Annotated in this window: 8 protein-coding genes; 3 read left to right on the top strand and 5 right to left on the bottom strand. The window is 72.2% G+C overall.

The genetic code is table 11. The features are described from left to right. Positions 1-111: 111 nt before the first annotated feature. Positions 112-1,254 carry a type VI secretion system protein TssA gene (tssA, locus tag E4T13_RS28135; protein WP_137181651.1) on the bottom strand — a complete coding sequence of 381 codons (1,143 nt, stop codon included), beginning with the start codon at positions 1,252-1,254 and terminating at the stop codon, positions 112-114. A gap of 115 nt (positions 1,255-1,369) precedes the next feature. On the opposite strand from tssA, the gene tssH reads away from it, so the two are divergent. The 3 genes from tssH to E4T13_RS28120 all read left to right on the top strand — a co-directional run bounded on the left by tssH (position 1,370) and on the right by E4T13_RS28120 (position 5,158). Continuing rightward, positions 1,370-4,012, top strand: coding sequence for a type VI secretion system ATPase TssH (gene tssH, locus E4T13_RS28130; RefSeq protein WP_137181650.1), 2,643 nt, complete (start codon positions 1,370-1,372; stop codon positions 4,010-4,012). Between the two features lie 35 nt (positions 4,013-4,047). After that, complete coding sequence (locus tag E4T13_RS28125; RefSeq protein WP_137181649.1) at positions 4,048-4,533, top strand: type VI secretion system tube protein Hcp; 486 nt, start codon at positions 4,048-4,050, stop codon at positions 4,531-4,533. Between the two features lie 121 nt (positions 4,534-4,654). Beyond that, a complete protein-coding gene (locus tag E4T13_RS28120) occupies positions 4,655-5,158 on the top strand; it encodes a hypothetical protein (RefSeq protein WP_137181648.1) in 504 nt (167 codons plus the stop codon). Positions 5,159-5,263: 105 nt separating this feature from the next. Here E4T13_RS28120 and E4T13_RS28115 read toward each other — a convergent pair whose 3' ends face one another. The 4 genes from E4T13_RS28115 to E4T13_RS28100 form a co-directional block, all read right to left on the bottom strand. After that, the gene (locus tag E4T13_RS28115; protein ID WP_137181647.1) at positions 5,264-7,600 is read right to left on the bottom strand and encodes a serine/threonine-protein kinase; all 2,337 of its coding nucleotides are present in this window, start codon (positions 7,598-7,600) and stop codon (positions 5,264-5,266) included. Positions 7,601-7,690: 90 nt separating this feature from the next. Beyond that, the gene (locus tag E4T13_RS28110) at positions 7,691-10,699 is read right to left on the bottom strand and encodes a CHAT domain-containing protein (RefSeq protein WP_137181646.1); all 3,009 of its coding nucleotides are present in this window, start codon (positions 10,697-10,699) and stop codon (positions 7,691-7,693) included. Further along, entirely contained in the window at positions 10,699-21,588 is a 10,890-nt protein-coding gene (locus E4T13_RS28105) for a filamentous hemagglutinin N-terminal domain-containing protein (protein WP_137181645.1), read from the bottom strand. The genes E4T13_RS28110 and E4T13_RS28105 overlap by 1 nt, the downstream gene beginning before the upstream one ends. Before the next feature lie 11 nt (positions 21,589-21,599). Next, positions 21,600-23,327: a ShlB/FhaC/HecB family hemolysin secretion/activation protein gene (locus E4T13_RS28100; RefSeq protein ID WP_137181644.1), complete on the bottom strand. Its 1,728-nt coding sequence runs from the start codon at positions 23,325-23,327 to the stop codon at positions 21,600-21,602. Positions 23,328-23,398 lie beyond the last annotated feature (71 nt).

Genomic DNA, 23,398 nt, shown 5'->3' with positions numbered 1-23,398 from the left:
GTTCTCACCGCGGATCGGGTGGATGCTAGGTTGTTCCGCCCGGACGGGTCAAGAAAGCGTGCATGGGAACGTTGTGCGGCAATCCGTGGTAGTCGGATCGGTTCGCGCCTGTCACTCGGCCCCGGCTTCCGGCTCCGGCGGCTTGATGCCGAGGGAAGTCAGGATGGCGACGCGGGAGGCCTCGTCCGGCACCAGTTCGGTCAGCAGCTCCGGCCAGGTCATGCGGGCTCGGCGCACGGCGTCCTGCAGCGTGTAGGCCAGCGGCGAATTGGGCTCTGTCTTGCGGAAGTAGTCGGCGATCTCGACGAGCTGGCGCAGCAACTCCTCGCGCGAGCGGCCGGCCGAAGCCGCCGGTGCGCGGGGCCCGCTGGGAGGTGCGGCGCCAGCGTCGCCCGCCTCCTCCGCCGCCGCCGCCTCAATGGCCGCGCCTTCCTCCTCGGCGGGCGCGAAGCGGGCGACGACTTCCGCCATGGCGCGCAGCAGCGCGAGCACGCGGCCGGTGGAAGGGCCGTCGGCGCCGGCCAGACCGTCCAGCGCCTCGCCCATGCCGCTCCAGGCCGCGATCGCATCGGACAGCGCGCGGCGCATCCGGGCGAAATGCGCTGCGCCGGCGGCCACCGCCTCCTTCTCCACGTCGCCCATGCTGAGCGTGCCGGCTTCCAACCGCGCCTGGCGGCGCGCCTCGTCCGCGATCGTCGCCAGTTCCTCAGAGCGCTCGTACTGCCACCAGGCGAAGTTCTCGCCGCTGGGCCGGCGGAACAGCGGCAGGCGACGCAACGCCGGCATCAGCGTACCATCGGATTCCGCGCCGCTGAGGCCGGTGATCGGCGCGACGCGCGTCACCATCCCGTCCTCGTCCGGCAGCGGAAAGACGCCGTCCCAGAACCCCTCGGCAAGCCCGCGGATCAGCAGCGCGCCCGCGGTCAGTCCCGGCAGGCCATGCAGCCGCACGGAGGCCTCGGTCAGCCAGGCCGCGATTTCCAGATCCTTGCTGCGTTCCGCGAGCGCGGTTGTCGCCAGCGAGACGACGGTCTTCCATTGAGGCGGCACGGCCGCCTCGGTGTCGTCACCGGCGGTTTCCGCGCGACGCTCCGCTTCGCGCGCTTCGGAGCGTGCGTCGCGCAAGCGGAAATACGGGGATTGCGCCGAGTAGTCCTCGCGCAGGTCGGTGCCCTGCGGCGCATCGCCGCCGATCGGCGCGAGCAGCACGGGAAGGTCGAAACCTTCCGGCATTACCGGCGAGTCATCACTCATGCGGCGGTCCCCCCGGCCGGTGCCGCGCAACGGCCCGCGCGGAGTTGCGACGCGCGAACGTTGCTGGACGGAACGGGGCATTATCACATAGGGTTGCTCCGCCAAAGGGGGTGAGATGGCCGGGGTCGATCTGAAGCAGCTCGTCGGACGGCTGAACGACCCGTGCCGGCGCGCTCTGGAAGCGGCGGCGGGCCTCACGCTGTCCCGCAGCCATTACAATGTCGAGGTCGAGCACCTGCTGCTCGCCCTCGCCGACCGCACCGACACCGACTGCGCCGCGATCCTGCGCCACTACGGCGTGGACATGGCGCGCTTCGCCGCCGATCTCGGCAAGGCGCTCGACCGGATGAAGACCGGCAATGCGCGTGCGCCTTCGCTCTCGCCCGATGTCGTGGAGCTGCTGAAGCAGGGCTGGCTGCTCGGCTCGATCGAGCTGAACGCGCACCGCGTGCGCACCGGCCACGTCATCCTCGCGCTCGTCGCCGACGAGGCGCTGGCGCGGCGCGCAAGGGAGGCGTCGGGCCAGTTCGCGCGCATCCCTGCCGACCAGCTCAAGCGCGACTACGGGGCAATCTGCGGCGCGACGCCGGAATCGCAGGCGGCTTCGCCGGCCGCCGCCGCGGGCGCCGAAGCGGCGGGAAGCGAGGCGCCGGCACCGACAGGCGGCACAGCGCTGGAGCAGTTCACCACCGACCTCACCGGCCGCGCCAAGGCTGGCAGGATCGACCCAATCCTCGGCCGCGACGCGGAAATCCGCCAGGTCGTCGACATCCTCACCCGGCGCCGCCAGAACAACCCGATCCTCACCGGCGAGGCCGGCGTGGGAAAGACGGCGGTGGTCGAGGGCCTTGCGCTCAAGATCGCGGCGGGCGACGTGCCGCCGGCGCTGCAGGGCGTGGTGCTGCGCACGCTCGACCTCGGGCTGCTGCAGGCCGGCGCGGGCGTGAAGGGCGAATTCGAGAACCGGCTGAAGTCGGTGATCGACGAGGTGAAGGCCAGCCCCAAGCCGATCATCCTCTTCATCGACGAGGCGCACACGCTGATCGGCGCCGGCGGCCAGCAGGGCCAGAACGACGCGGCGAACCTGCTGAAGCCGGCGCTGGCGCGCGGCGAGTTGCGCACCGTCGCGGCCACCACATGGGCCGAGTACAAGAAGTATTTCGAGAAGGACGCCGCCCTCACCCGCCGATTCCAGGTGGTGAAGGTCGAGGAGCCGACGATCCCCATCGCGATCGCCATGATCCGCGGCCTGGTCGGCACGCTGGAGAAGCACCACAAGGTGCGCATCCTGGACGAGGCCGTCAGCGAGGCGGTGCGGCTTTCCGCGCGCTACATCCCGTCGCGCCAGTTGCCGGACAAGGCCGTCAGCCTGATCGACACCGCCTGTGCGCGCGTCGCGATGAGCCAGGCCGCGATACCCGCGGCCATCGAGGATCGGCGGCGGCGCATCGAGCTGATCACCACGGAGCTCGGCATCGTCGGCCGCGAGATGGCGGCGGGGGCGGACTTCGCCGTCCGTCGCGATGAATTGATCGCCGACAAGACGAGGGCGGAAGGGGAGCTGGCGGAACTCGATGCCCGTTGGGAGCGGGAGAAGGCGCTGGCCGCCGAACTGGCGGAGGTCCGCAGCGCCGTCGAGAACCCCGAGGATATCGGCGACAAGGACGGGCTGCGCGCACGCCTCGCCGCGCTCGCCACTGACCTTCGCGCGCTGCAGGGCGAGCACCCGCTGGTGCATCCCGTGGTGGATGGCCAGGCGGTGGCGGAGATCGTCGAGAGCTGGACCGGGATCCCTGCCGGCCGGATGCGCGGCGACGAGATCCGCACGGTGCTGAACCTGCGCCAGGCGATGGAGGCCCGCGTCGTCGGCCAGCCGCACGCGCTCGAAGCCGTGGCGCAGGCCATCCGCACCTCCCGCGCCGGGCTGACCGATCCGCGCAAGCCGATCGGCGTGTTCCTGATGGTCGGCACCTCCGGCGTGGGCAAGACGGAAACCGCGCTGACGCTCGCCGAACTGCTCTATGGCGGCGAGCAGAACCTCACGGTCATCAACATGACCGAGTTCAAGGAGGAGCATAAGGTCTCGCTGCTGATGGGCAGCCCGCCCGGCTATGTCGGCTATGGCGAGGGCGGCATCCTGACGGAAGCCGTGCGCCGCAAGCCCTATTCCGTCGTGCTGCTCGACGAGATGGAGAAGGCCCATCCGGGCGTGCAGGACGTGTTCTTCCAGGTGTTCGACAAGGGGAACATGAAGGACGGCGAAGGCCGCGACATCGACTTCAAGAACACCGTCATCATCATGACGTCCAATGCCGGCACCGACCTCGTCACCAAGCTGATGGCCGACCCGGACACCGCGCCGGACGCGGATGGCCTGGCCGCGGCGCTGCGGCCGGAGCTGATGAAGTACTTCAAGCCCGCCTTTCTCGGGCGCGTGACGCTGGTGCCCTATTTCCCGCTGCCCGATGCGATCATCCGGCAGATCGTGGGTCTCCAGCTCAACCGCATCCGCAAGCGCGTCTTCGAGAGCTACCGCGCCGGGTTCGACTGGGACCCGGCACTCGTCGAAGCGATCGCCGCGCGCTGCACCGAGGCATCCTCCGGCGCGCGCAACGTCGAGAACATCCTCTCCCGCACCCTGCTGCCGGAACTGTCGGCGGAGGTGCTGTCCCACCTGGCGGAAGGTCGCCAGGTCGGGGGCGTCCGGGTCGGCCTCGCCCCGGATGGCGGCTTCACCTACGCGATCGAGGCGGCCTGAAAGTCACGAGAGCAGGGCAGTAAAGGAGCGCAGTCATGGCCATCTACATGAAGTACGGCGACATCAAGGGCACCGTCACGACCGACGGGTTCAAGGACTGGATCGAGCTCGGCAGCGTCCAGATGGGCGCCGGCCGCGGCATCGCCTCGGCGCGCGGATCGGGGTCGAACCGCGAGGCGAGTGAACCGAGCATCAGCGAGATCACCTGCACGAAGCAGTGGGACGCCTCCTCCTCCTCCAAGCTGTTCGAGGAATCGGTGGCCGGCGAGATGAGCCGCCTGGTCGAGATCCACTTCACCACGACCGGTGCGAAGAAGCAGGAGGTCTATCTGGTGGTGAAGCTGAAGGATACCGGCATCTCCGGTTATTCGCTCAGCAGCGGCGGCGACAAGCCCACCGAAAGCCTCTCGCTCAACTTCGCCCATGTCGAGGTCGTGCCGAAGGTCGTGGACCCGAAGATCGGCGTGAAGGACGGCGAGAAGGTCTCCTTCGACCTGAAGGAGATGAAGGCGAACGCCTGACGGCGCCGCCGCGCGAGCCTCGCGCGCGACGCGGCAGGCGCCATCGCGGCCTGCCGCGCAGCGCCGCATCGCGGCGTCGCGTGCCGGAGCACCCGGCGCATCGTGACACGGACAGACCACCATGCCGGTTCCGAAGGCCCTCAGCGGCGACAACGCCAAGCTCTTCGCGGAGGTGTGGCGCGGGCAGCTTGGCGTCACCGGCGCCCCGCGCTCGTCCCGCACGGCGCCACGTACTCTGCAGAAGGAGTTCGTCGCCTTCATCGAGGTCTTCGAGCAGACCGCGCATGATTCGGGTCTGCACGCGCTGGCGAAGCAGCGCGGCATCACGCCGCGTCGCGCACACAAGGGCCAGGTGAACCCGGCCAATGACGGAGATGACCGGCTCGCCTACTACGACGTGCACGGCCAGGAAGCCGCGCAGATGGTCTCCGAGTACATCACCGCTCGCTGGACCGCGACGGTGAACGCACAGGGCAACTGCTTCGTGCGCGGCGCGAAGACCACGCTGACGAGCCAGAGCGAACGCCGGCGCGTCGGCAACGTGGATTTCAGCTACGAGATCACGATGTGGTACGACAACGAGACGATCTATCTCGCCTTCCACTGCTACGAGAACAAGAACTGAGGACAGTGCACGAAGGTTTCACCTTCGTGCCCTCGACAGCAGGCGCGCCGCCGGCGCTTGGCTTCGCCGCACGTGTTGCGCCAAGCATGAGCGCAGCCGCACGCCTCAGCGTGCCACCGTATCCAGCAGCCAGGCATCCGACGCCAGCCGCGCGCCGCCGCGCCGCGCCCGCTCCAGTGCGACGCGAAGGTCCCGCAGATAGGCGGCCGTGTCCTCGTCATCCGGCCGCGGCTTGTCGAACAGCGGCACGGAGGAAGCGACGGCAATGATCAGGTCCACGCCGAAGGGCGGGCTGACCGCCCAGGCCGGCCCCCCGATCGCGGGATCGCCAAGGCGCAGCGTGCCGCCTGCAGGAAGCTGGCGCGAGGGATCGGTCGGTGTCGGGTGCAGATGCGCGAGCGTGCCGTCATGCACCAGGAAGGAGACATAGACATAGGCCGGGAAGTCGGGCCCGTTCACCACCACCGTCACCAACTCGCCGTCGCGCAGCCGCGTGGCGTTGCCGGCCAGCGCCACGGATAGCTCGCCCGGGGTGCCGAAGGGCTGCGCAACGGGGCGCAGCGTGTCGAGTGCCGTACAGAAGGGTGCATCGAAGCTGGCCACGCGCCAGTCGCGCGGGAGCGATCCGGCGCCGTTGGCAAAAGCCTCGCGAAGCGCGCGTTCCGGAGCACCCTGCCCGACCACGCCGCGCAGCGTCAGGCGCTCCGGCGTGGCGGTGCCGGAGACCAGCGAACAGGTGACGGAGGGCAGCGCCGCGGCCAGCGCTGCGCGCGCCACAGACGCGGGCGGCAGCACTGCGGGTTGGACCGGTGGCGCGGGCGGCGACGCGGGCGGGCGCGGCGCCACCGGCCCGAGCGCGAGCGCCTGCGGCGGCGGCTGCACGGGCGGGGCCGTCGCCGGCGGTGGCAGCGACGGGGTTGCTGGCCGTGCCGTCGGCGTCGTCTCCACCGGCGTCACCGGCTTGGCCAGCGGTGGAGCGGCGAACTGCGTCGCAGGCTCTGGCGCCGCCGGCGCGGCCACGGCCGGCTGCGGCGACGGCTGCGCCGTCGTAGCCGCGGGCGGGGGTGCGATCGCCGGAGTGCTCGGCACGGGCGCGGCAGGCTGCGTCGGCGGCTGCGTCGAGGCCACCGGCGCCGGCGAGGCCGCAGGCGGCGCGGCAACGGAGGCAGGCGGCGCGGCCACGACGGCGGGCGGCGCCGCTGGCTCCAGCCTGACGGGCGGCTCTGCCGCAACGACGGATGGCGCGACGGGCGGCGCAGCCGGCGTCACCGCCGGCGGCTCCTGGACCGGCGGGGTCGGGCTCGGCGCCGGCGTCGCGACGGAGGGGGGTGCCGGCGCGGCCGGGGCCGCAGGCGCGGTCGGCGCCGTCGCGACCTGCGTCGGTGCGGGCGGGGAGCCGCCGCCAAGCATGTACCAGGCACCGCCGCCCAGCGCCGCCAGCAGCGCCAGCCCGGCGACGATCGGCACCACCGGCGCGCCGCGCTTCACCGGCACGGTCGGATCCACCATCGGCGACGCGACGGCCGCGGGAGGGGGCGTCACCGGTGCAGGCGCCGGGGACGCCGCACGCGGCGCCGAGATCATCGTCGCCTCGGCCGATGGCTCAGCCAGCGCGGCCGGCGCGGCGAGCGCGGCGCGCATCGCCGCGGCGAAGGCCTCGGCGTTCGGAAAGCGCGCTTCCGGCCGCTTCGCCATCGCGCGCGCCACCACCGGGTCCATCGCCGGCGGCGCCGTCACGGACAGGTCGGAGGGTCGCGGCGGCTCGGTGTGCAGCGCCTTGTGCATGATGGCGGTCATGCCGCCCTCGAACGGCCGCTCGCCCGTCAGCAGCTGGTAGAGCAGCACGCCGGAGGAATAGAGGTCGGTCCGCGCATCCACGGTCTGCCCCATGAATTGCTCGGGCGACATGTAGGCGGGCGTGCCCATCACCGTGCCGGCCTGGGTCATGCTGCTGCTCTCGATGCGCGCGATGCCGAAATCGGCAATCTTCGCGCGGCCGTCGGAGGTGAGCATGACATTGGCGGGCTTGATGTCGCGATGGACGATGCCGCGCGCGTGGCTGAAGGCCAGGCCCGACAGAACGTCCTCCATCACCCGGGCGATGTCCGGCAGCGCCATGCGCTCCTGCTTGTCCAGCAGGCTCTTCAGCGTCGGCCCGTCGACGAATTCCATGACGATGTAGGCAACGCCCTGGTCCTCGCCGTAGTCGTAGACGCCGACGATATTCGGATGCGTCAGCCGGCCCGCCGCCTGCGCCTCTCGCCGGAAGCGGGCAAGCTCCTCCTGGCCCTCGGCGTCGTCGGCATTGGGCAGCTTGACGGTCTTGATCGCCACGCGCCGCGCGATGATGGGGTCGTAGCCGTCATAGACGACGCCCATCGCTCCGCGGCCGAGCGTGCCGCGCAGTTCATACTTGCCGAGCTTGCCGCCGGCCTCGATCACACGGTCAGACCCGCGGGGGCAAGGCGACCCGCGCTTCTGTCCGTCCTTCCGGTTTTTCCACTCACACGCGATTCCCGCATGACCGCCGCATCATAGGCGCGAAGCGGCCGCCACGGGAACAGGGCGCACGGGCCCGCCCTCACCGATCACGGCGAAAGGCGCCCAGAAGAAGGGATGCGCGGCCTCCTCCGGCAGGCCCTTCCCCGCGTCGTCCAGGATCGAGAGTTGCGCCGCCTGCAGCGCCGCCGCCGGGCCGCGGCCGCCGCGCATCTCCGCCAGGGTCTTCACCACGAGATACGCCGCCATCCGGTCGTCCACCGCCCAATGGGTCACCAGCAGCGACCGCGCGCCCGCATAGAAGAAGGCCCGAGCCAGGCCGGAGAGGCTTTCGCCGGCCGTCGTCCCCGCCGGCCCGCCGGAATTGCAGGCGGAGAGGATCACGAGGTCGGAATCGAGGTCGAGATTGGCAATCGCCGAGGCCGTCAGCAGCGCCGGCGCGGCATCCGGGGCGGCGGGCGGGGTGGAGGCGAGGATCGCGGGTTCCGGCTGGCAGGCGATCTCGGATGGCAGCACGGCATGGGTGGCGAAATGCAGCACCCGATAGTCGCGCAGCGGCGCGCGGCGCACCGAATCCGCCGTGAACTCCAGCCCGAGCAGCCGGTCCCGCTGCCCGGCCTCCAGCAATTGCCGCGCAGCGTCGAGTTCCCGCGTCGCCGATGGCAGCGGCGGCAGGTTGGCAAAGAGCGTGGCGCTGTCGGCGCAACTGTCGGCCGGGAAGCTGCGCGCCGCCTGGGCGCGGCTCGGCGCGCGGAAATCGCCGAAGCCGAACCAGGGCCGCGAGGCGCGGGATGGCTCCAGCCGCCGCAGCCCCACGAAGTTCGCGGCCGCCGGCACATGGGAGATCGCGAAGCGCCGCACCAGGAAGGGCGCGGCGGAAAGCCGGTTCGGATCGGCGGGGCCCGTCAGCAGCACCTCGAAGGGCAAGGCGAGCAACGGGCCACTCGGCGCGACGGTCAGTGCGGTCGCACCCTCCAGCGAGGCGTCCAGATCCCCGAGCGTCAGCGTGTAGAGCTCCGCCGCGGCAGCCGCGTCGAAGCGCGGCAGGCCGGGGCCCGTGCGCTCAATGCCCGCGCGCACACGGCGCACGAGTTCGGCGACCCGCGCCTCTCCGCCGCGCACCGGGGCCGTGGCGATCCGGCCGTCGCGCAGCGCGAAGCTCCAGCCACCGCTGCCGGTCAGCACCACGCTGGCGAAGGCCTCGCCCGGGCGCAGCGCGGCCATCACGTCCGCCGCGCTGGTCGCCTGCTGCACGAGCTGGCCGTATCGCGGCGCGGCCGCCTGCAGCGCGTCGTCGGCCTCGGCCAGCGTCGTGCGGGCCGCGGCGATGCGGCGGTCCACGGCATCCGCGGCGGCCCCGCGCGCATTGCCTTCCGCCACCAGCTCGTCGCGTTCACGCAGCAGGTCGCCCAGCGCGTTCTGCGCATCCTGGTAGCGCCGGATCGCCTCGCCGGCGCTCGGGTTGCGCGCGCCATCGGCCAGCCGGACGGTCGCCTGGTCGATCTGGCGGCTGGTCAGGCCGGATTGCGCGAGCTGCGCGGCGCTGAACATCTCCGCCAGGAGCGCCTGCGCCTCACCGGGGCTGCGCCGCGCGGCTTCGGCGAAGGCGGCAAGGCAGGGCTCCAGCAGCTCCGCCTCCACGCCCGAGCGCAGCAGCGTCAGCACCGCGATGGCGGAGCGGCAGGCCTCGATCACCTGGGCAGGCCGGTCCAGCCGGGAGAGCTGCTGCGCGCGCAGCAGGTACGTGCGTGCGACCGGGCGGGTTCCCGGCACGCCGCGCGCGAAGGCCGCCGCCGCCTGGGAGAGCCCCGTCGCTGCACCGGCAGACTCGCCGCGCTGTGCATCGGCCATGGCGACGCTGCGCGTCAGTCGCGCGGAGACCACCGGCAGCGCCACGCGATTGGCGCGCGCCAGCGTCGCCGCGGAGCGCAACGCTGCATCGGCCTCGGCCTCCTGACCCAGCGCGCGCAGCGCGATGGAGCGGTAGCGCCGCACCTCCACCAGGCCGAGCAGGGCGGAGCGCGTCGCCGGGCTGGTCAGCAATTCGCCGCCCGCGAAGGAATCGGCCAGCGTGCGCGGCGCGGGGCGCGCATTCAGCACGCTCTGCGGCAGCATCTTCGCGTAGTCCGCGGCGGCCTCGTCGAGCAGCGCCAGCGCCTCCGCGTTGCGATCGAGGTTCAGCATGTGCAGCGCGCGGTAATGCGCGATGCGGGCACTCATGCCTTCCTCGGCGCCGGGGCGACGGGAAAGCGCCTCGGCCCGCGTCAGCGCCTCCTCCGCCGCGGGGTAGCGGCCCTGGTTGGAAAGCTGCAGCGACAGCAGCGCGAGCGTGTTGGCCAGCGCCGGGTTGTCCTTGCCCAGCGCGCGCTCCTGCACGCCGAGCGCGGCGCGGTAGGCGGTCTCCGCGGCGGCGGCGTTCTCCGCCTGGTTGGCACGGATCCCCGCCTGCATCAGCGCCTCATAGGTGCCGATGTCGTTGGAGCCGAAGGCGCGGGCGGCGAGGCGATCCGCCACCAGCGCCTCGGCGCCGGAGGCCGGGGCGGCCGTGCCCGCCTCGGCACGCAGCCGTCCCGTCGCCTGGCCGATCGCGCGTTCCATAGCCGGCAGGGCGGGCAGCACGCCATCGGCAAGCCAGTTCTCGCTGCCGACGGAGACGACCAGCGCGACATAGGGCCAGCCGCCGGCGCGGCGCGTGCACTCCATCAGGAGAGCGGGCGCACCGCCGAGGACATTGGTGCTGCGCGGCGCGCCGCAGGCGAAGCGCGAATCGAGACCGGCGCGCCACGGGCCGGAGGTGGCGAGCGTCTGCAGGTCGCCGCCTTCCGTCGCCGGGCGTAGCCGCGCGCTGGGCTGCTGCCAGGTGCCGCAATAGATGTCGGCGGAGCGGTCGCGATGCCGCTGCTGGGTGCAGGCCTCGCCGACGGTGTTGTTGCCGACAGGCTCGCCCTCCGCCGCGCTGCTGCCGCCGACGAAGGCCGATGGCGGCGGCGTCTCGCAGGCGGCGAGAGCGAGCAGCAGCGGCAGGGCGAGCAGCTTGCGCATCAGAAGTCGCGCTCCGCCACGTTGGGCACGTAGATGTCGGGGTCGTCCCGGTCGTCGCGCGTGGTGGAGACGCCGAGCTCCTTCAGCGGGTCCGTCACGACCGGAAGCTGCACGATCAGCAGCACGCAATTCACCGATCCGACCGGGCAATTGTTGATCTGGTATTCCGGTTCGAGCTGCGGCCCGATGACGGAGACGGAGGCCGCCGCGGACCCGTCGAAGCCGCGCACCCGCCCTTCCAGGTCGGCGCTGCCGCCGAGGCCGAGCACGCGCAGGTTGCGCACGTCGATCCGGCCGGTGACGCGCCCGCCTGTGCCGAGGTCGAAGGTGACATCGGTGGTGGGCGCGTTGAGTTCGCCCTCCAGGCGCAGCGTGCCGCCGCTGGCCGGCAGGCGCAGCGCCAGCGTGGCGTTCTCCGTGCCCTGCGGCGTGACGGTCAGCGTGCCGACATCAAGCGTGTTGGCGCCCGTCTCGAACACCGCGCCCGGCGTGAAGGGAATTGGATCGGGCAGCCGCGTCTCGACGATCGGGCCGGGCGGCGGCTCCACATAGGGGACGCCGGAGGTAGACAGCGCGACGTTGCCGAGGCTGAGCGGCCCGGTCGTGGTGACGATGATGGAAGGCGCGGCGATGCTGCCCTCGACCTGCAGTGCCGTATCGTTGTCCAGGATGAGGCTCTGCCCCGCGGCGAAATCGCGCAGCAGCGCGATGCGGTTGGCGGTGCCATCGGCGAGCAGCGCGCCGCCGACGGTGCCGGTCAGCAGCTCGGCCAGGATCGTGCCGGCGAAGCTGGCATTGCCGCCGGCCGCGAGGGTGAGCGTGCTGGTGCTGAGCCTGCCGCTCGCGGCCTGCGCGATGTCGCGGCCGGATCGCAGGAGGATCGGATTGCCGGAGACGACGCCATCCAGCGTGATGTCGGTGCCGGCGGTGATGGTGAGCGGCCCGCTGGCGACCAGGCTGCCGCTGGCCTGCTGGCTGGTGGCGAGCCCTGTGCTGATTTCGATGCTGGCGGCGCCGACATTGCCATCCAGCGCCGCATTGCCTGCGGCGTTGATCTGCAGGTCGGCGGGGGTCGTCAGGCTGCCGCCGGCCGCCTGCGCAATGTCGCGCCCGGCCTGCAGGCGGATCGGATTGCCGGAGACGATGCCGTCCAGCGTGATGTCGGTGCCGGCCGTGACCGTGAGCGGCCCGGTCGCAACCAGGCTACCGCCCGCCTGCTGGCTGGTGGCGAGGCCGGTGCCGATGGCGATGGTCGCGCCGGTGACGCTGCCATCCAGCACGGCGTTGCCCGCGGCGTTGATCTGCACGGCGCCCGGCGTGGCGAGGCTGCCACCGGCCGCTTGTGCCATGTCGCGGCCGGCCTGCAGCCCGATCAAGTCGCCCAACACGACGCCGTCGAGCGTGATGTCGGTACCGGCAACGAGATTGAGGGGCCCGCTGGCGTCAAGCCTGGCGCCCGCCTGCTGCACGAACGCGCCGCCCGCCCGAAGCGCCGCCGTACCGCCACTCGTCACGATACCGTTCAGCGTGAGCGAATCCAGGCTGTCGATCGTCAGCAAGCCTGATGTACGAATTGCGCTTCCCGCCGACTGCGTGAGGCTACCGACGGCGATGGATGCATCACTCGCGCTGGTCTGGCCAGACAGTAAGGCGTTTCCGGATGCGGTGAGAGAAAGCGGCCCATCAATCGCGATAACGCCCGATCCCTGCTGCAAGAGGCTACCGAGCGAGAGCGTCGCCGAGCCCGCACTGATGGTGCCGTCGAGAGTCGTGAAACCGGGCGCGCTGATCAACAATGCGCCGGTGACCGTGAGGTCCGCGATGCTGCCAATCGTCACGCCAGATCCAGCGCGCAGCGACGCGGAAGCGCCAGCCAGGGACACGAACTGAGCAACGATCTGGCTACCCGCCTCCAGCGTCAATGCGCCAGCGCCTGCGTCCAGCGGGCCGAAGACGTTCATCAGAAATTCATGCGTGACGGCAAGTCCATTCGCTGCCGCGAATGGGCCGAACAGGCTGAAGTTATTCGCCGCCTGCGTTAGTCTCACGCTGCCACCAGCGTTGCCCGTCAGCGTGCCGAGCATGTTGCTGACGAGCCGACCGCCGGTCTGACGGATGTCTGCGTTTGCGTTCAGCGTCGCCGTCCCGGAGTTCCAGCGGATGGTGCCGCCGGACTGCTCGATGTCGCCGGCTGTCGCTGTGAGGCTCAGCGACGGTGCCGTGAGGTCACCCGCGGTCAAGATCTGTGCCCCCGTAAGCACCATCTGCACGTCCGCCTCCAGCGTGGAGCCGGTCGGGATCAGGACATCTCCCGTGGCGGTGATGGAAGCGCTGCCGACCGCGCTGACGACGGCCTGGATCGTGAGGTTGCTGTCCGTCCGGAGCGTCAGGTCCGTCGTCACCGCTGCGCGAAGCGCGGCGATCTGGTTTGTCGGCAGGTCGAGCGTCACATCCGAGCCGGAAGTCAGATCGAGCAGGCCGGTGCGCACGGCACCGAATCTCTGCAGAACTCCAGCACTCTCGACGCGCAGCGTTGGTGCGTCGAGCGCGAAGGGTGCACCAGGAGCGTCGAGCACGAGTGCGCCGCGCAGCCCAAGCACAAGTTCGTTGCCGGCTGTGACGCGATCACTCACCTTCAGTTCCAAGCTGTTGTTCAGAGTGAAGTTGTTGCCAGCGGTGAAGCTGCCAAGTGCCACGACTCGGTTGCCGCCGGACAACAGTGCGCTTCCTCCCGCTGCGCCGGTCAGCTTCGCTGTCTCGATGAGTCCTTGTGCCTCGATATCGCCAGCAGCATTGAACGACAGCGCCCCGACCGCCGACAGCACACTGCCGCTCATGGTCACGATGTCGTTGGAGATGAGCGCGATCGAGGATGCCTGCACTATCCCTTTAGTCTGGTTGAACGTCGTCGCAGCCTGCAGCGTCACTCCACCCGCCGCATTGACATCCGCCGCCAAGGACAGCGCACCAGCGGTGGAGACCAGGCCGAGCGTGCCGGTATCCGCGGTGACGTTGCCCGTGACCGTCAGATCGCCGCTCGATGTCGCGTTCACATCGCGTGTCGACCGTACCGAGCCGCTGAGCGCAAGCGTGCCGCCGGTCACGGACAGCACTGCATCCTGCCCGGCCGTCAGCGAGCCGGAGACCACGCCATTCCCCGCGGTCGCCGTCAGTGCGACGTCGCGCGCCGCGTCCAGCGTGCCCGCGAGATCGAAGCTCGCGGCCTGCACGCCGAGGTCCGTGCTGGTTGCACGCAGCGTCGCGCCGGCGGCCTGGGTTGCCGCACCGCCGGCCATTGTCTGCACGGACGCACCCGCGATCATCCCGGCGGTCTGATCCAGCGCGCCAAAAGCCTGCAGCGTCACCGCACCCGCCGCCGTCACATCTGCCGCCAGCGATAGCGCACCCGCCGTCGAGATCAGGCTCGCGACACCGGTATCCGCCGTAACGCGACCCGTCACCGCCAGATTGCCACTCGATCCCGCGCGCACGTCGCGCGTGGCCTGGACAGGGCCGGCAACCGCCAGCGTGCCCCCCGTGACCGACAGCACCGCATCCTGTCCCGCCGTCAGCGCGCCAGAGACCACGCCATTCCCCGCGGTCGCCGCCAGCGCCACGTCGCGCGCCGCGTCCAGCGTGCCGGCCAGGTCGAAGCGCGCCGCCTGCACGCCAAGATCGGTGCCCGTCGCGCGCAGCGTCGCGCCCGAGGCCTGCGTCGCCGCGCCGCCTGCGGTGGCCTGCACCGACGCGCCCTCGACGGTCCCGCTCGACTGATCAATCGCGCCGAAGGCTGAGAGCGTCACCGCACCCGCCGCCGTCACATCCGCCGCCAGCGACAACGCACCCGCGGTGGAGACCAGGCTGAGCGCGCCGGTATCCGCGGTGACGCTGCCCGTCACCGCCAGATCGCCGCTCGATGTCGCGTTCATGTCGCGCACGACCTGCACCGAGCCGCTGAGCGCCAGCGTGCCGCCGCTCACGGACAGCATCGCGTCCTGTCCGGCTGTCAGCGCGCCGGAGACCACGCCATTCCCCGCTATCGCAGTCAGCGCCACATCGCGCGCCGCGTCCAGCGTGCCGGCCAAATCGAAGCTTGCAGCCTGCACGCCGAGATCGCTGCCTGTCGCGCGCAGCGTCGCGCCGGCTGTCTGTGTTGCCGCACCACCGGCCGTCGCCTGCACCGACGCCCCCTCGACGCTCCCGCTCGACTGATCGAGCGCGCCGAACGCCTGCAGCGTCACCGCACCCGCCGCCGTCACATCCGCCGCCAGCGATAGCGCACCAGCGGTCGAAACGAGGCTGAGCGCGCCGGTTTCCGCGGTGACGCTACCCGTAACGCTCACATCGCCATCCGCCGTCGCGCTCACGTCGCGCGTCGCCTGCGAGGTGCCGCTCAGCGCAAGCGTGCCGCCCGCCACGGACAGCACCGCATCCTGCCCGGCCGTCAGCGCGCCGGAGATCATGCCGTTGCCCGCAGTTGCCGTGAGCACGACGTCGCGCGCCGCCTCCAGCGTGCCTGCGAGATCGAAGCTGCCGGCCGTGAACCACAGGTCCGTTCCGCTCGCGCGCAGCGTCGCGCCCGAGGCCTGCGTCGCCGCGCCCGCGGCCGTCGCCTGCACCGAACCGCCGATGACGCTGCCGGACTCCTGCACCAGCGTTGCCGCCAGAAGCGTCACGCTGCCACCCGCCGTGACGTCGCCGAGCAGCCGCATCCCGCCGGCGCCTGCGTCCAGTTCAACTGCACCGGCGGAAGCGGTCACGCTGCCGGTCAGGCGCAGCGCATCCGGCCCCGCCGCCGTCGTGCCGATGGTCACGCCGCCCGGTGCGGCGACGTCGCCGGAGACCAGCAGCGTGGTCGCACCGCGATAGACGAAGCTGCCGCCCGCCGCGAAGTCGCCGACGACATCGACCGCATTCGCGCCATTGCCGAACAGCGCGTTGCCCGATGCCGCGCCGCCGATCAGCGTTCCCGCGATCACCTGGCCGTCGGCATGGATGAAATCGGCCGCGGTGATGCGGATGGTCTCGCCCGGCGCGGCCAGCACGGCGCCGAGCGGGATGGTCAGGCTGGGCGCCGAGAGCGTCGCCGGTCCGGCCGATTGCACCATGCCCGCGATCGTCAAGGCATCGAGGTCGTTCAGCGTGATGCCGCCGACCGTGGTGGTCAGCGCCTCCAGCGCGCCGATGCGGTTCGCCGTGCCGGTCAGCGCCAGCGACCGCGCGCTGCCCGTCACCGCCGCGACCTGCACCGATCCGGTGCCGGAGACGCTGCCGCCAGTCAGCACCAGCCGGCCGGGCGCGATCACCGAACCATCCAGCACCGCCGCGCCGCTGCCGGTGACGGTCACCCCGATGTCGCCGGCGCTCGTCGTCACGCTGCCGGTGTCGGTCAGGCTGAGCGCAGGCGCCGTGCTGCCCTCGGTGGCGCGCAGCTGCACGCCGGTGCCGGCGATGACGGTGCCGGCGATGACAAGCCCCGCATCGCCGCGGATCGTCGCATCCTGGGCCGTCGTCACGGTCGCGCCCGCGGCGATGGTGGTGGCGCCGCCCGCACCGGACGTCGCGCCGCGGACCAGCAGCGCGCCGTTGCGCGCCTGCACGGCCGCGCCGCTCGCCAGCGTCAGCCCGCCCTGCGTGGTTTCCAGCGTCAGCGGGCCGGCGGACCCCGAGGCCGCGCCACCCAGCGTGCCGGAGGCCAGGCTGCCGGTCACGGTCAGCCCCATGCCGCTGGCCGTGCCTGTCACCAGTATCGCGCCGGCAGCCTCGACCGGCCCTGCCATCGCCAGCGGCACGGCGCTGCTCAGCGCGAAGGTGCCGCCGCTGCGGAAGGCGTCCACCGCGCCGATGCGGTTGCCGTCGCCCAGCAGCACCAGGCCGCCGACATTCAGGCCAGTGCCCGGTGTTGCCTCGCCGAGCCGCGCCACGACGATTCCGCTGCCCGCGCCGGCATCGAAGGCGACGCCCTGCAGGCCGAGCTGCAGCCGGTTCGCGCGACCGGTCAGGTCGGCAAGCCCCGCCACGAGGAGATTGCCGGCCACCGGCACGCCGCCCTGGCGCGCGCCCAGCAACAGCGTTTCGGCGGACAGAAGACCCAGGTCGGATTGCAGCAGCGACAGGCCACCGGCGCCGGCGAGGGTGATCTGCGTGCCGGAGGTCACCGGCAGGATCTCGATGCGCCCGCCTGGCGCGGTGACGGGGCCAGCGAGGGCCACATCGTCGCCCTGCAACGTGACCGTCCCGCCCGAGCCCGCCGTCACCGCGGCGCCGCCCTGCACGCTCAGCGTGCCGCCTGCGCCGGTGGCGAGCAGCACATCCGTGCCGGCCTGCACTGCGCCATCAACGATGACGCTGCCCTGGCCGCGATAGGCGATGGCGCCGCCGGCGGTGAGGTCCGCGAGCGTGCCGATCTGGTGCGGACCGCCCGGCGATTCGAGCCGGATGCTGCCGCCGACATCGGCCGTCAGCCGGTTCACCTGCAGCACGCCGCCGGCCTGCGCGGCAAGATCGCCGCCGGACAGCACCGCAAGCGTCGCCACCGTGCCGAGCGCCGCGGAGCCGACGACGGTGACGGTACCCCCATCGGCCCGCCCGAGCTGCAGCACATCGGCGCCGATGCGCGCGAGCGTCGCGCTGCCAAGCGCCAGGCCCGGGCCGGCACCGCCGAGCGAGACGGCCACACCCGCACTGCGCGGCGCGATCGCCACGGTGCCGCCGGCGGCGGAGAGGTTCAGCCCACCCGGGGGAAAGCCCTCCAGCGACAGCGCTTCGGTGTTCAGCGTGATGCGGCCGGACGGCGCGAGCAGCGCGCCGTTGCCGAAGAAGCCGCCGCCGACCGCGACGCTGTTCGCCGTCACCGTGATGCCACCCGCCGTTAGCGCCGAGACCGGCGTACGCACGCTGACCACGCCGCCACCGGGCAGCGCGGATTCCGCGGTGAGCGCCATCGTGCCCCCGCTGCCGCCGCTGCGTCGCGCGGCAAGCGAGGCGCCCGGCGCGATATCCACTGCCGCGGCCGAGGTGGCGCCGCCGCGGGTCGTCCCGTCGTTGGATTGCAGGACGATGCGCCCGGCCACCGCCGGCGCGCCGCCGCCCGCCGCCTGCCCCGCCGTCAACTCGCCAGCGACGCTCAGCGCCCCGGCGGCGGTGATGCGCAGGTCGGCCGGCGCGCCCGGTTGCGCCGCTCCCACCGGGGCCTGGCCGGCACGCACTGGACCGACAATGCCAAGTGCGAAGCTGTTGTTCACACTGATCCCACCCGGCGCGGTCAAGGCGCCGAGCATGTCGAGCCGGTTGGCGCGGCCCAGGTCGACCGCCGCGCCGGCTTCGCTGACCGTCGCGTCGAGACGCTGCGCATCCAGCGCGCCGCCGGTCTGCGCGATTCCGGTGGCCGCCGAGAGGGTCAGGTTGCGCGCGGCGGTGACGCTGCCCGTCGTCTGCCCGATCTGGCCGGATGCCGCGGTGATCGCGATGTCGCCGAACGCGCCGAAACCGGCGCGCGCCTGCACGCCGCCCTGTAGCGTCACGCCACCGGGCGCGACCAGCGTGATGTCGCCGCCGGCGGCGCCCCCGTTGCCGGTCGCGATGCCCCCGCTGACGGTGAGGGCGCCCGATGCAAGGGAAAGGTTCAGCGCGCCGCTGTTCACCTGGGCCGCCTGCAGCGTGCCGGTCACCGCAACCGGCCCCGCGGCGACCAGGCTGAACGCGCCCTGCGACGAGAAACTGCCGATGGCACCGATCGCCGCCGGCGTGGTGCCGCCGAGGTCAAGCGACCCGACCGCGCCGGTCAGCGTGCCCGCGCTCACCGCGCCCGCGCCGCTGACGGCCCCGGTGGAGCCGAGTTGCAAGGTGCCGCCCGCATCGAGGTCGCCGTCCAGCACGATCCCGCCCGCGCCCGCCTTCAGCGTGATGGCATCGGCCGTCACGGAGGCGGCAGCCTGCACGGTCAGCGTGCCGTTCGTGCGCAGCGTCGCGCTGCCGTTCGCGGTGATCGCCGCCGTCGCCGCCAGGTCGCCCCCGGTGGCGATCAGCAGATCGCCCGTCGTCGCCTTGAGCGGGCCGAGCGTCGCGATGGCGTTGGCGGGATTGTCCAGGCTGATGCTGCCGGCCGTGCCGCGCAGCGTCACCGTGGAGAGGTTCAGCGCCACGCTCTGCGTCACCGCGCCGCTCGTGCGCAGGTCGAGCGTGTTGAAGCCCGGCGCTGGGCCGGGCGACGCCGCGAGCTTGAGGCTGGTCGCAACCGTGGATGACGAACCGGCGCCGGGTGCCGTCACCGCGCCCAGCCGCAGCGCCCCCGTGGACAGCCCGCCGAAATCGCTGACCACCTGCTGGCCGGCGCTGTGGCGCGCGATCTCCACCACGCCGCCGCCGCCGGTGGTCAACGCATGGCCGTTGCGGTCGAAGACGTCCGCGCGGATGCCGATGCGCGTTGCGGCCGTCACGGCCGCCCCCAGATCGACCCCCGCGCCGGTGCCGGTCAGCACCACCGCGCCGCCGGTGCTCTGCAGCGTGGCGCTGGTGGAGACCTTCGCGCCGGTGAGCGCGATCTCCCCGGCGATGGCGATGGCGGAGGGAGCGAGCAGGTCGCCCTCGGCCTCGATGTGGAAGCCGCCGGGTGCTGTGGGGAGCGTGGACAGCGTGCGGTCGCCGGCAAGCTTCAGCGAAACGCGGCCGCCCGTGGAGGCGATGGCGCCGAGCGTCGTCACCTGGTGATAGGCGCCGTCCATGGCGAAGCCGGTCCCGGCACTGCCGGTCAGCGCGGCCACGCCGCTCAGCGTGCCTCCGCTGCGCGCGACGGCGCCGGTGGCGCGCAGGTCGAGATTCATGCCGGCGAGATCGATGTTGCCGGCGAGGCTGGTGGCGCTCGCCAGCGTCGTCAGCCCGCTGCCCGGCAGCGTCGCTCCGCCGAGACGGATCGTGCCTGCGGTGATGGAGGACAGGTCGGGCAGCGTCAGCCCGGTGGCGGCGCCGGCACCGAAGGACAGCGCCCACCCGGCGTTCGGGCTGAGTTCCACCAGCGGCGCCGTCACCGCGATGGTGGCGGTGGGCAGCGTGATGCTGTTCGCGACGAGGGTCAGCGTGGTGGCGGCGTCCGAACTGGCAAGCGGCGCGAAGACCACGGCACCGTCGCTGCCGGCCGCCCACATCAGCACGGACCCCTCGAGCGAGCTGACGGGCGCATTGACCTGCACCTGCCCGCTCGCCGTCGCGCCGGTAATGGCGGGGTCGGAGGCGAGCAGCGCCACGTCGCCCTTCAGGCTGATCGCCTGGTTCACCACCACGTTGTTGCCGGCTGCAAGCGTCAGCGCATTGCTGTTTGTCGTGAAGCTGATGGCCTCCGACACGGTGAGGTCGTTGATGGCTTCCAGCCGGACGTTGTTGCTGCCGAGCAGCGACACGACGGTGGCGACCGTCAGCGTGGCGTCATCGGCGGCGTCGAGCCCTGCCGGCACCTGCACCGGAGGACCGCCGGGCGCGATGCTGTCGGCGCCCCCGCCGATCGTCAGGTTCAGCGGATCGATCAGCAGCGTGCCTGCCGCCCCCAGCGGCGCCATCGTCTCGACGCTGCCGACGAGGCTGATGCTGCGTTCCGCGGAGACCTCCACGCGCCCGCCATCGCCGCCTTTCTCACCGCCGCGCGCGGCGACCTTGCCGGCCATCGCGACCGCCTGGCGGCCGATGAAGGCGATGCGACCGCCGGTGCCGGCCTGGCTGGCGTCGGCGCGGATCTCGGCGCCCGCCGCGACATCGACGCGCCGCGCCGCATCGGCCGGGATGCCGCCGCCCTGCGCCCTGGCGCGCGCGGCCGTAGTGCCAACCGCCACCGTGCCACCGCCCGCCGCGCCGGAGGCGGAGATTCGCGCCGTCGACGCGACCTGTACATCGCCGGTGGCACGCGCCACGACCGTGCCGCCGCGCTCCGCAGGCCGGGTGCCGTCCGCCGCGACGGTCCCGTGCACCCGGATGCCGCCGCCGACGCCAGCGATCTCGATGCTGCCCGTCCGCTCGCCGACGCTGTCCGCGCGGATGCTGCCGCCCGCGGAGACGAGTTGCTGCACCACGCCATCGGCGGCGCGCGCCGTCATCAGCACCGTGCCGCCTTCGGCCACGACGACGCCCGTATTCGTCACCAGAGCCTGCACGGGCTGGCCGTCCGCGCCGGTCGGCGCGGTGCGCACCTGCCCCGTGACGTCGAAGGCAACCAGCCCGTCGCCATGCAGGTCGAGCGTATGCGTCTCCGCCCCGGCCAGTACGACGGTGCCGAGGCGGGCGCGGATCGTGCCGGAATTGGCGACGCCGGGCGCCACCAGCGCCGCGAGCCCTGCCTCCCGCACGGTGATCTCGCCGCGGTTCTCGATGCGGGCGCCTGGGCGGCCTGGCCGGTCGAATTGCAGGCGTCCCGCCATGAAGGCTGCATTCGTGGTGTCGGCGGTGGAGGCGATGAAGCTCTGCGCCTCCACCTGCGCGCCGCGATGGAACAGCACGCCCGCGCCGTTGATGATGACGACGCCGCCATTGGCCTGGATGCGCCCGGCAATCTCGGAAGGCCGCGGCGTGGTGACGCGGTTCAGCGTCATGGATCCGGCGCCGGGCTGCTGGAAGCGCACGGTGTGGTCGCGGCCGACGTCGAAAGTGCGCCAGTCGATGGCGGCGCGATCGGTGGACTGGGTGATGGTGGTGGCATTGCCTTGCCGGGCGATGCTCGCCTGCCCCGCCACCACCGCACCGCCCTGCGGCCCGGCCGAAGGCGCGGGCTGCGCAGCGGCGGGCAGGGCGAAGGCCAGCGCGAAGCCCGCCTGCAGCGCAGTGGTGCCGAGCAGCGCGCCGCGGCGCAGCCGCAGCACGGCGCAACCCTGGCTCGCCTGCCCCTTGCGTCGCGCGCGCCGCGCCATCGTCGTCCCCCTCAGAAGCGCGTCACGACGCGCCAGTAGGCCGCGTCCTGCGACAAGGGCTCGATTCCCGGAAGCTGGCCCTGCGGGTAGCGGTTGAAGCGGGTGACACCTTCGAACTGGATTTCGGTCCGCCGGTCCACCAGGAAACGCACGCCGCCGCCCGCCGAGGACAGCAGCCTGTTCGGCTGGTCCGGCTGGTTCTCGAAGCTCTGGCCCCAATCATAGAACAGATAGAACTGCGCCGCGACATCCGTGCTGCGGCCGAACAGGTCCACCGTCCAGGCATCGTCCAGCCGCAGCTCAACCGAGGTGGACAAGGCGCTGTCGCCGGTGACCTCGCCGGCATAGTAGCCGCGGTTGAGGCGCAGGCCGCCAAGGTAGAATTTCTCGATCGGCGGCAGCACGTCCGGCGACCACTGGAAGGCGACCAGACCGAAGACGCCGAACAGCGCGCCATCCCAGGGGGAGAACAGCGCCTGGCTGCGCGTGGCCTCGCCCGCGACCTTGAAGAAGTCCACCACCTGCCCCGCGCGGCCCGCCAGCGCCGCGCCGTTCGCGCTGGCACCCAGCCCCGGCAGTCCCTGGCTCAACCGGATATTGGCGCTGTTCAAGGCCGGGAAGGCGTCGCCGAGCAGCACATCCTGGGACGCCCATTCGCCGCCCGCGCGCAGCACGCGCAGGCTGTCGAAGCTGGCCCGTGCTTCGCCGCCGCCGGCCGTGGCCAGGCGGATCTCGTTCTCCAGCGCCTCGAAGCCGGCGAAGGCGGTCAGCACCTGGCTCCGCCGGCGGATCACCGGATAGATGAAGGAGCCGCCGAGCAGCGACGTGCTGCCCTCGTAGCCGATGGCGCGGAGCGCGCCAGAGGGGTTGGAGGCGCCGGTGCCGCCCTGCATGCGGAACTTCAGCCCGGATCCGCCGAGGAAGGTCTCGAACGCCACCTGGCCGAAGGTCTGGGTGTCGTTGAAGCTGCGGAACAGGATCACGTCCGTCCGCTCGCCGAATTGCGTGAAGCTGTTCAGGCTCAGAGCGACCACGGCCTGTTCCGGCCCGACCAGCTCGTAGCCGCGGTTGTCCGCCGCGAACAGGCCGGACCATGAAGCGCGCGAGACCTGCGCGATGAGCTGCAGCTCGCCCGGATCGCCACCGGGCACCGGCCGCAGCACCGAGCGGATGGTGACGCCCGGCACCTCCTGCGCCAGCAGCAATTGCCGCTCCAGCAAGGCCTGGTCGAGCGGGCCGGGCGTGACCAAGCGCTGCAGGAATAGCAGCACCTGCGTCGCAGCCGGGCCGATGTCCCCATCCAGCAGCACCTCGGTGATGCGGCCCTCCGCGACCAGGAAGCGCAGGCGCCCGTCGGCCTCGACCTCGGCGGAGACGCCGGTCAGCACGTAGCCATCCTCGCGGTAGCGGCGCAGCAGCGCCAGCCGCGCCTCCTCCACGCGGGCGAGCGGAACGGCCGGCCCGGTCAGCGGCGGCAGCAGGGCTTCGAGCCGGGAGAGCGGATAGGCCGTCGCGCCCTCGATGCGCACGGAGACGATGGGCACGGCGACGTCGGGCATCGGCGTCTCGCCCGGCAGCGGCACCTCGGGCGCGGCTGGGCCGACATCGGGTGCGGCACGCGGCAGGATGCGCGGCAGGGGCGAGCCCTGCGGCACGGGGCCGATCTGTTGCGCGCCTCCCGGCGACGACAGAAGGACGAGCGCCAGCATCGGCCCGGCTGCGCGCTGCCACACCCTCATGCCAGCCTTACCCTCGCCTGGACGGATACAGGTTCAGTTTGCTGGCCTCGGCCCGCAGGCGCAAGCGTCGC

The sequence above is a fragment of the Roseomonas sp. AR75 genome, assembly GCF_005222815.1.
Lineage (GTDB): Bacteria > Pseudomonadota > Alphaproteobacteria > Acetobacterales > Acetobacteraceae > Falsiroseomonas.
The sequence above is the reverse complement of the archived record's forward strand: the minus strand, read 5'-3'. Positions and strand labels throughout refer to the sequence as shown.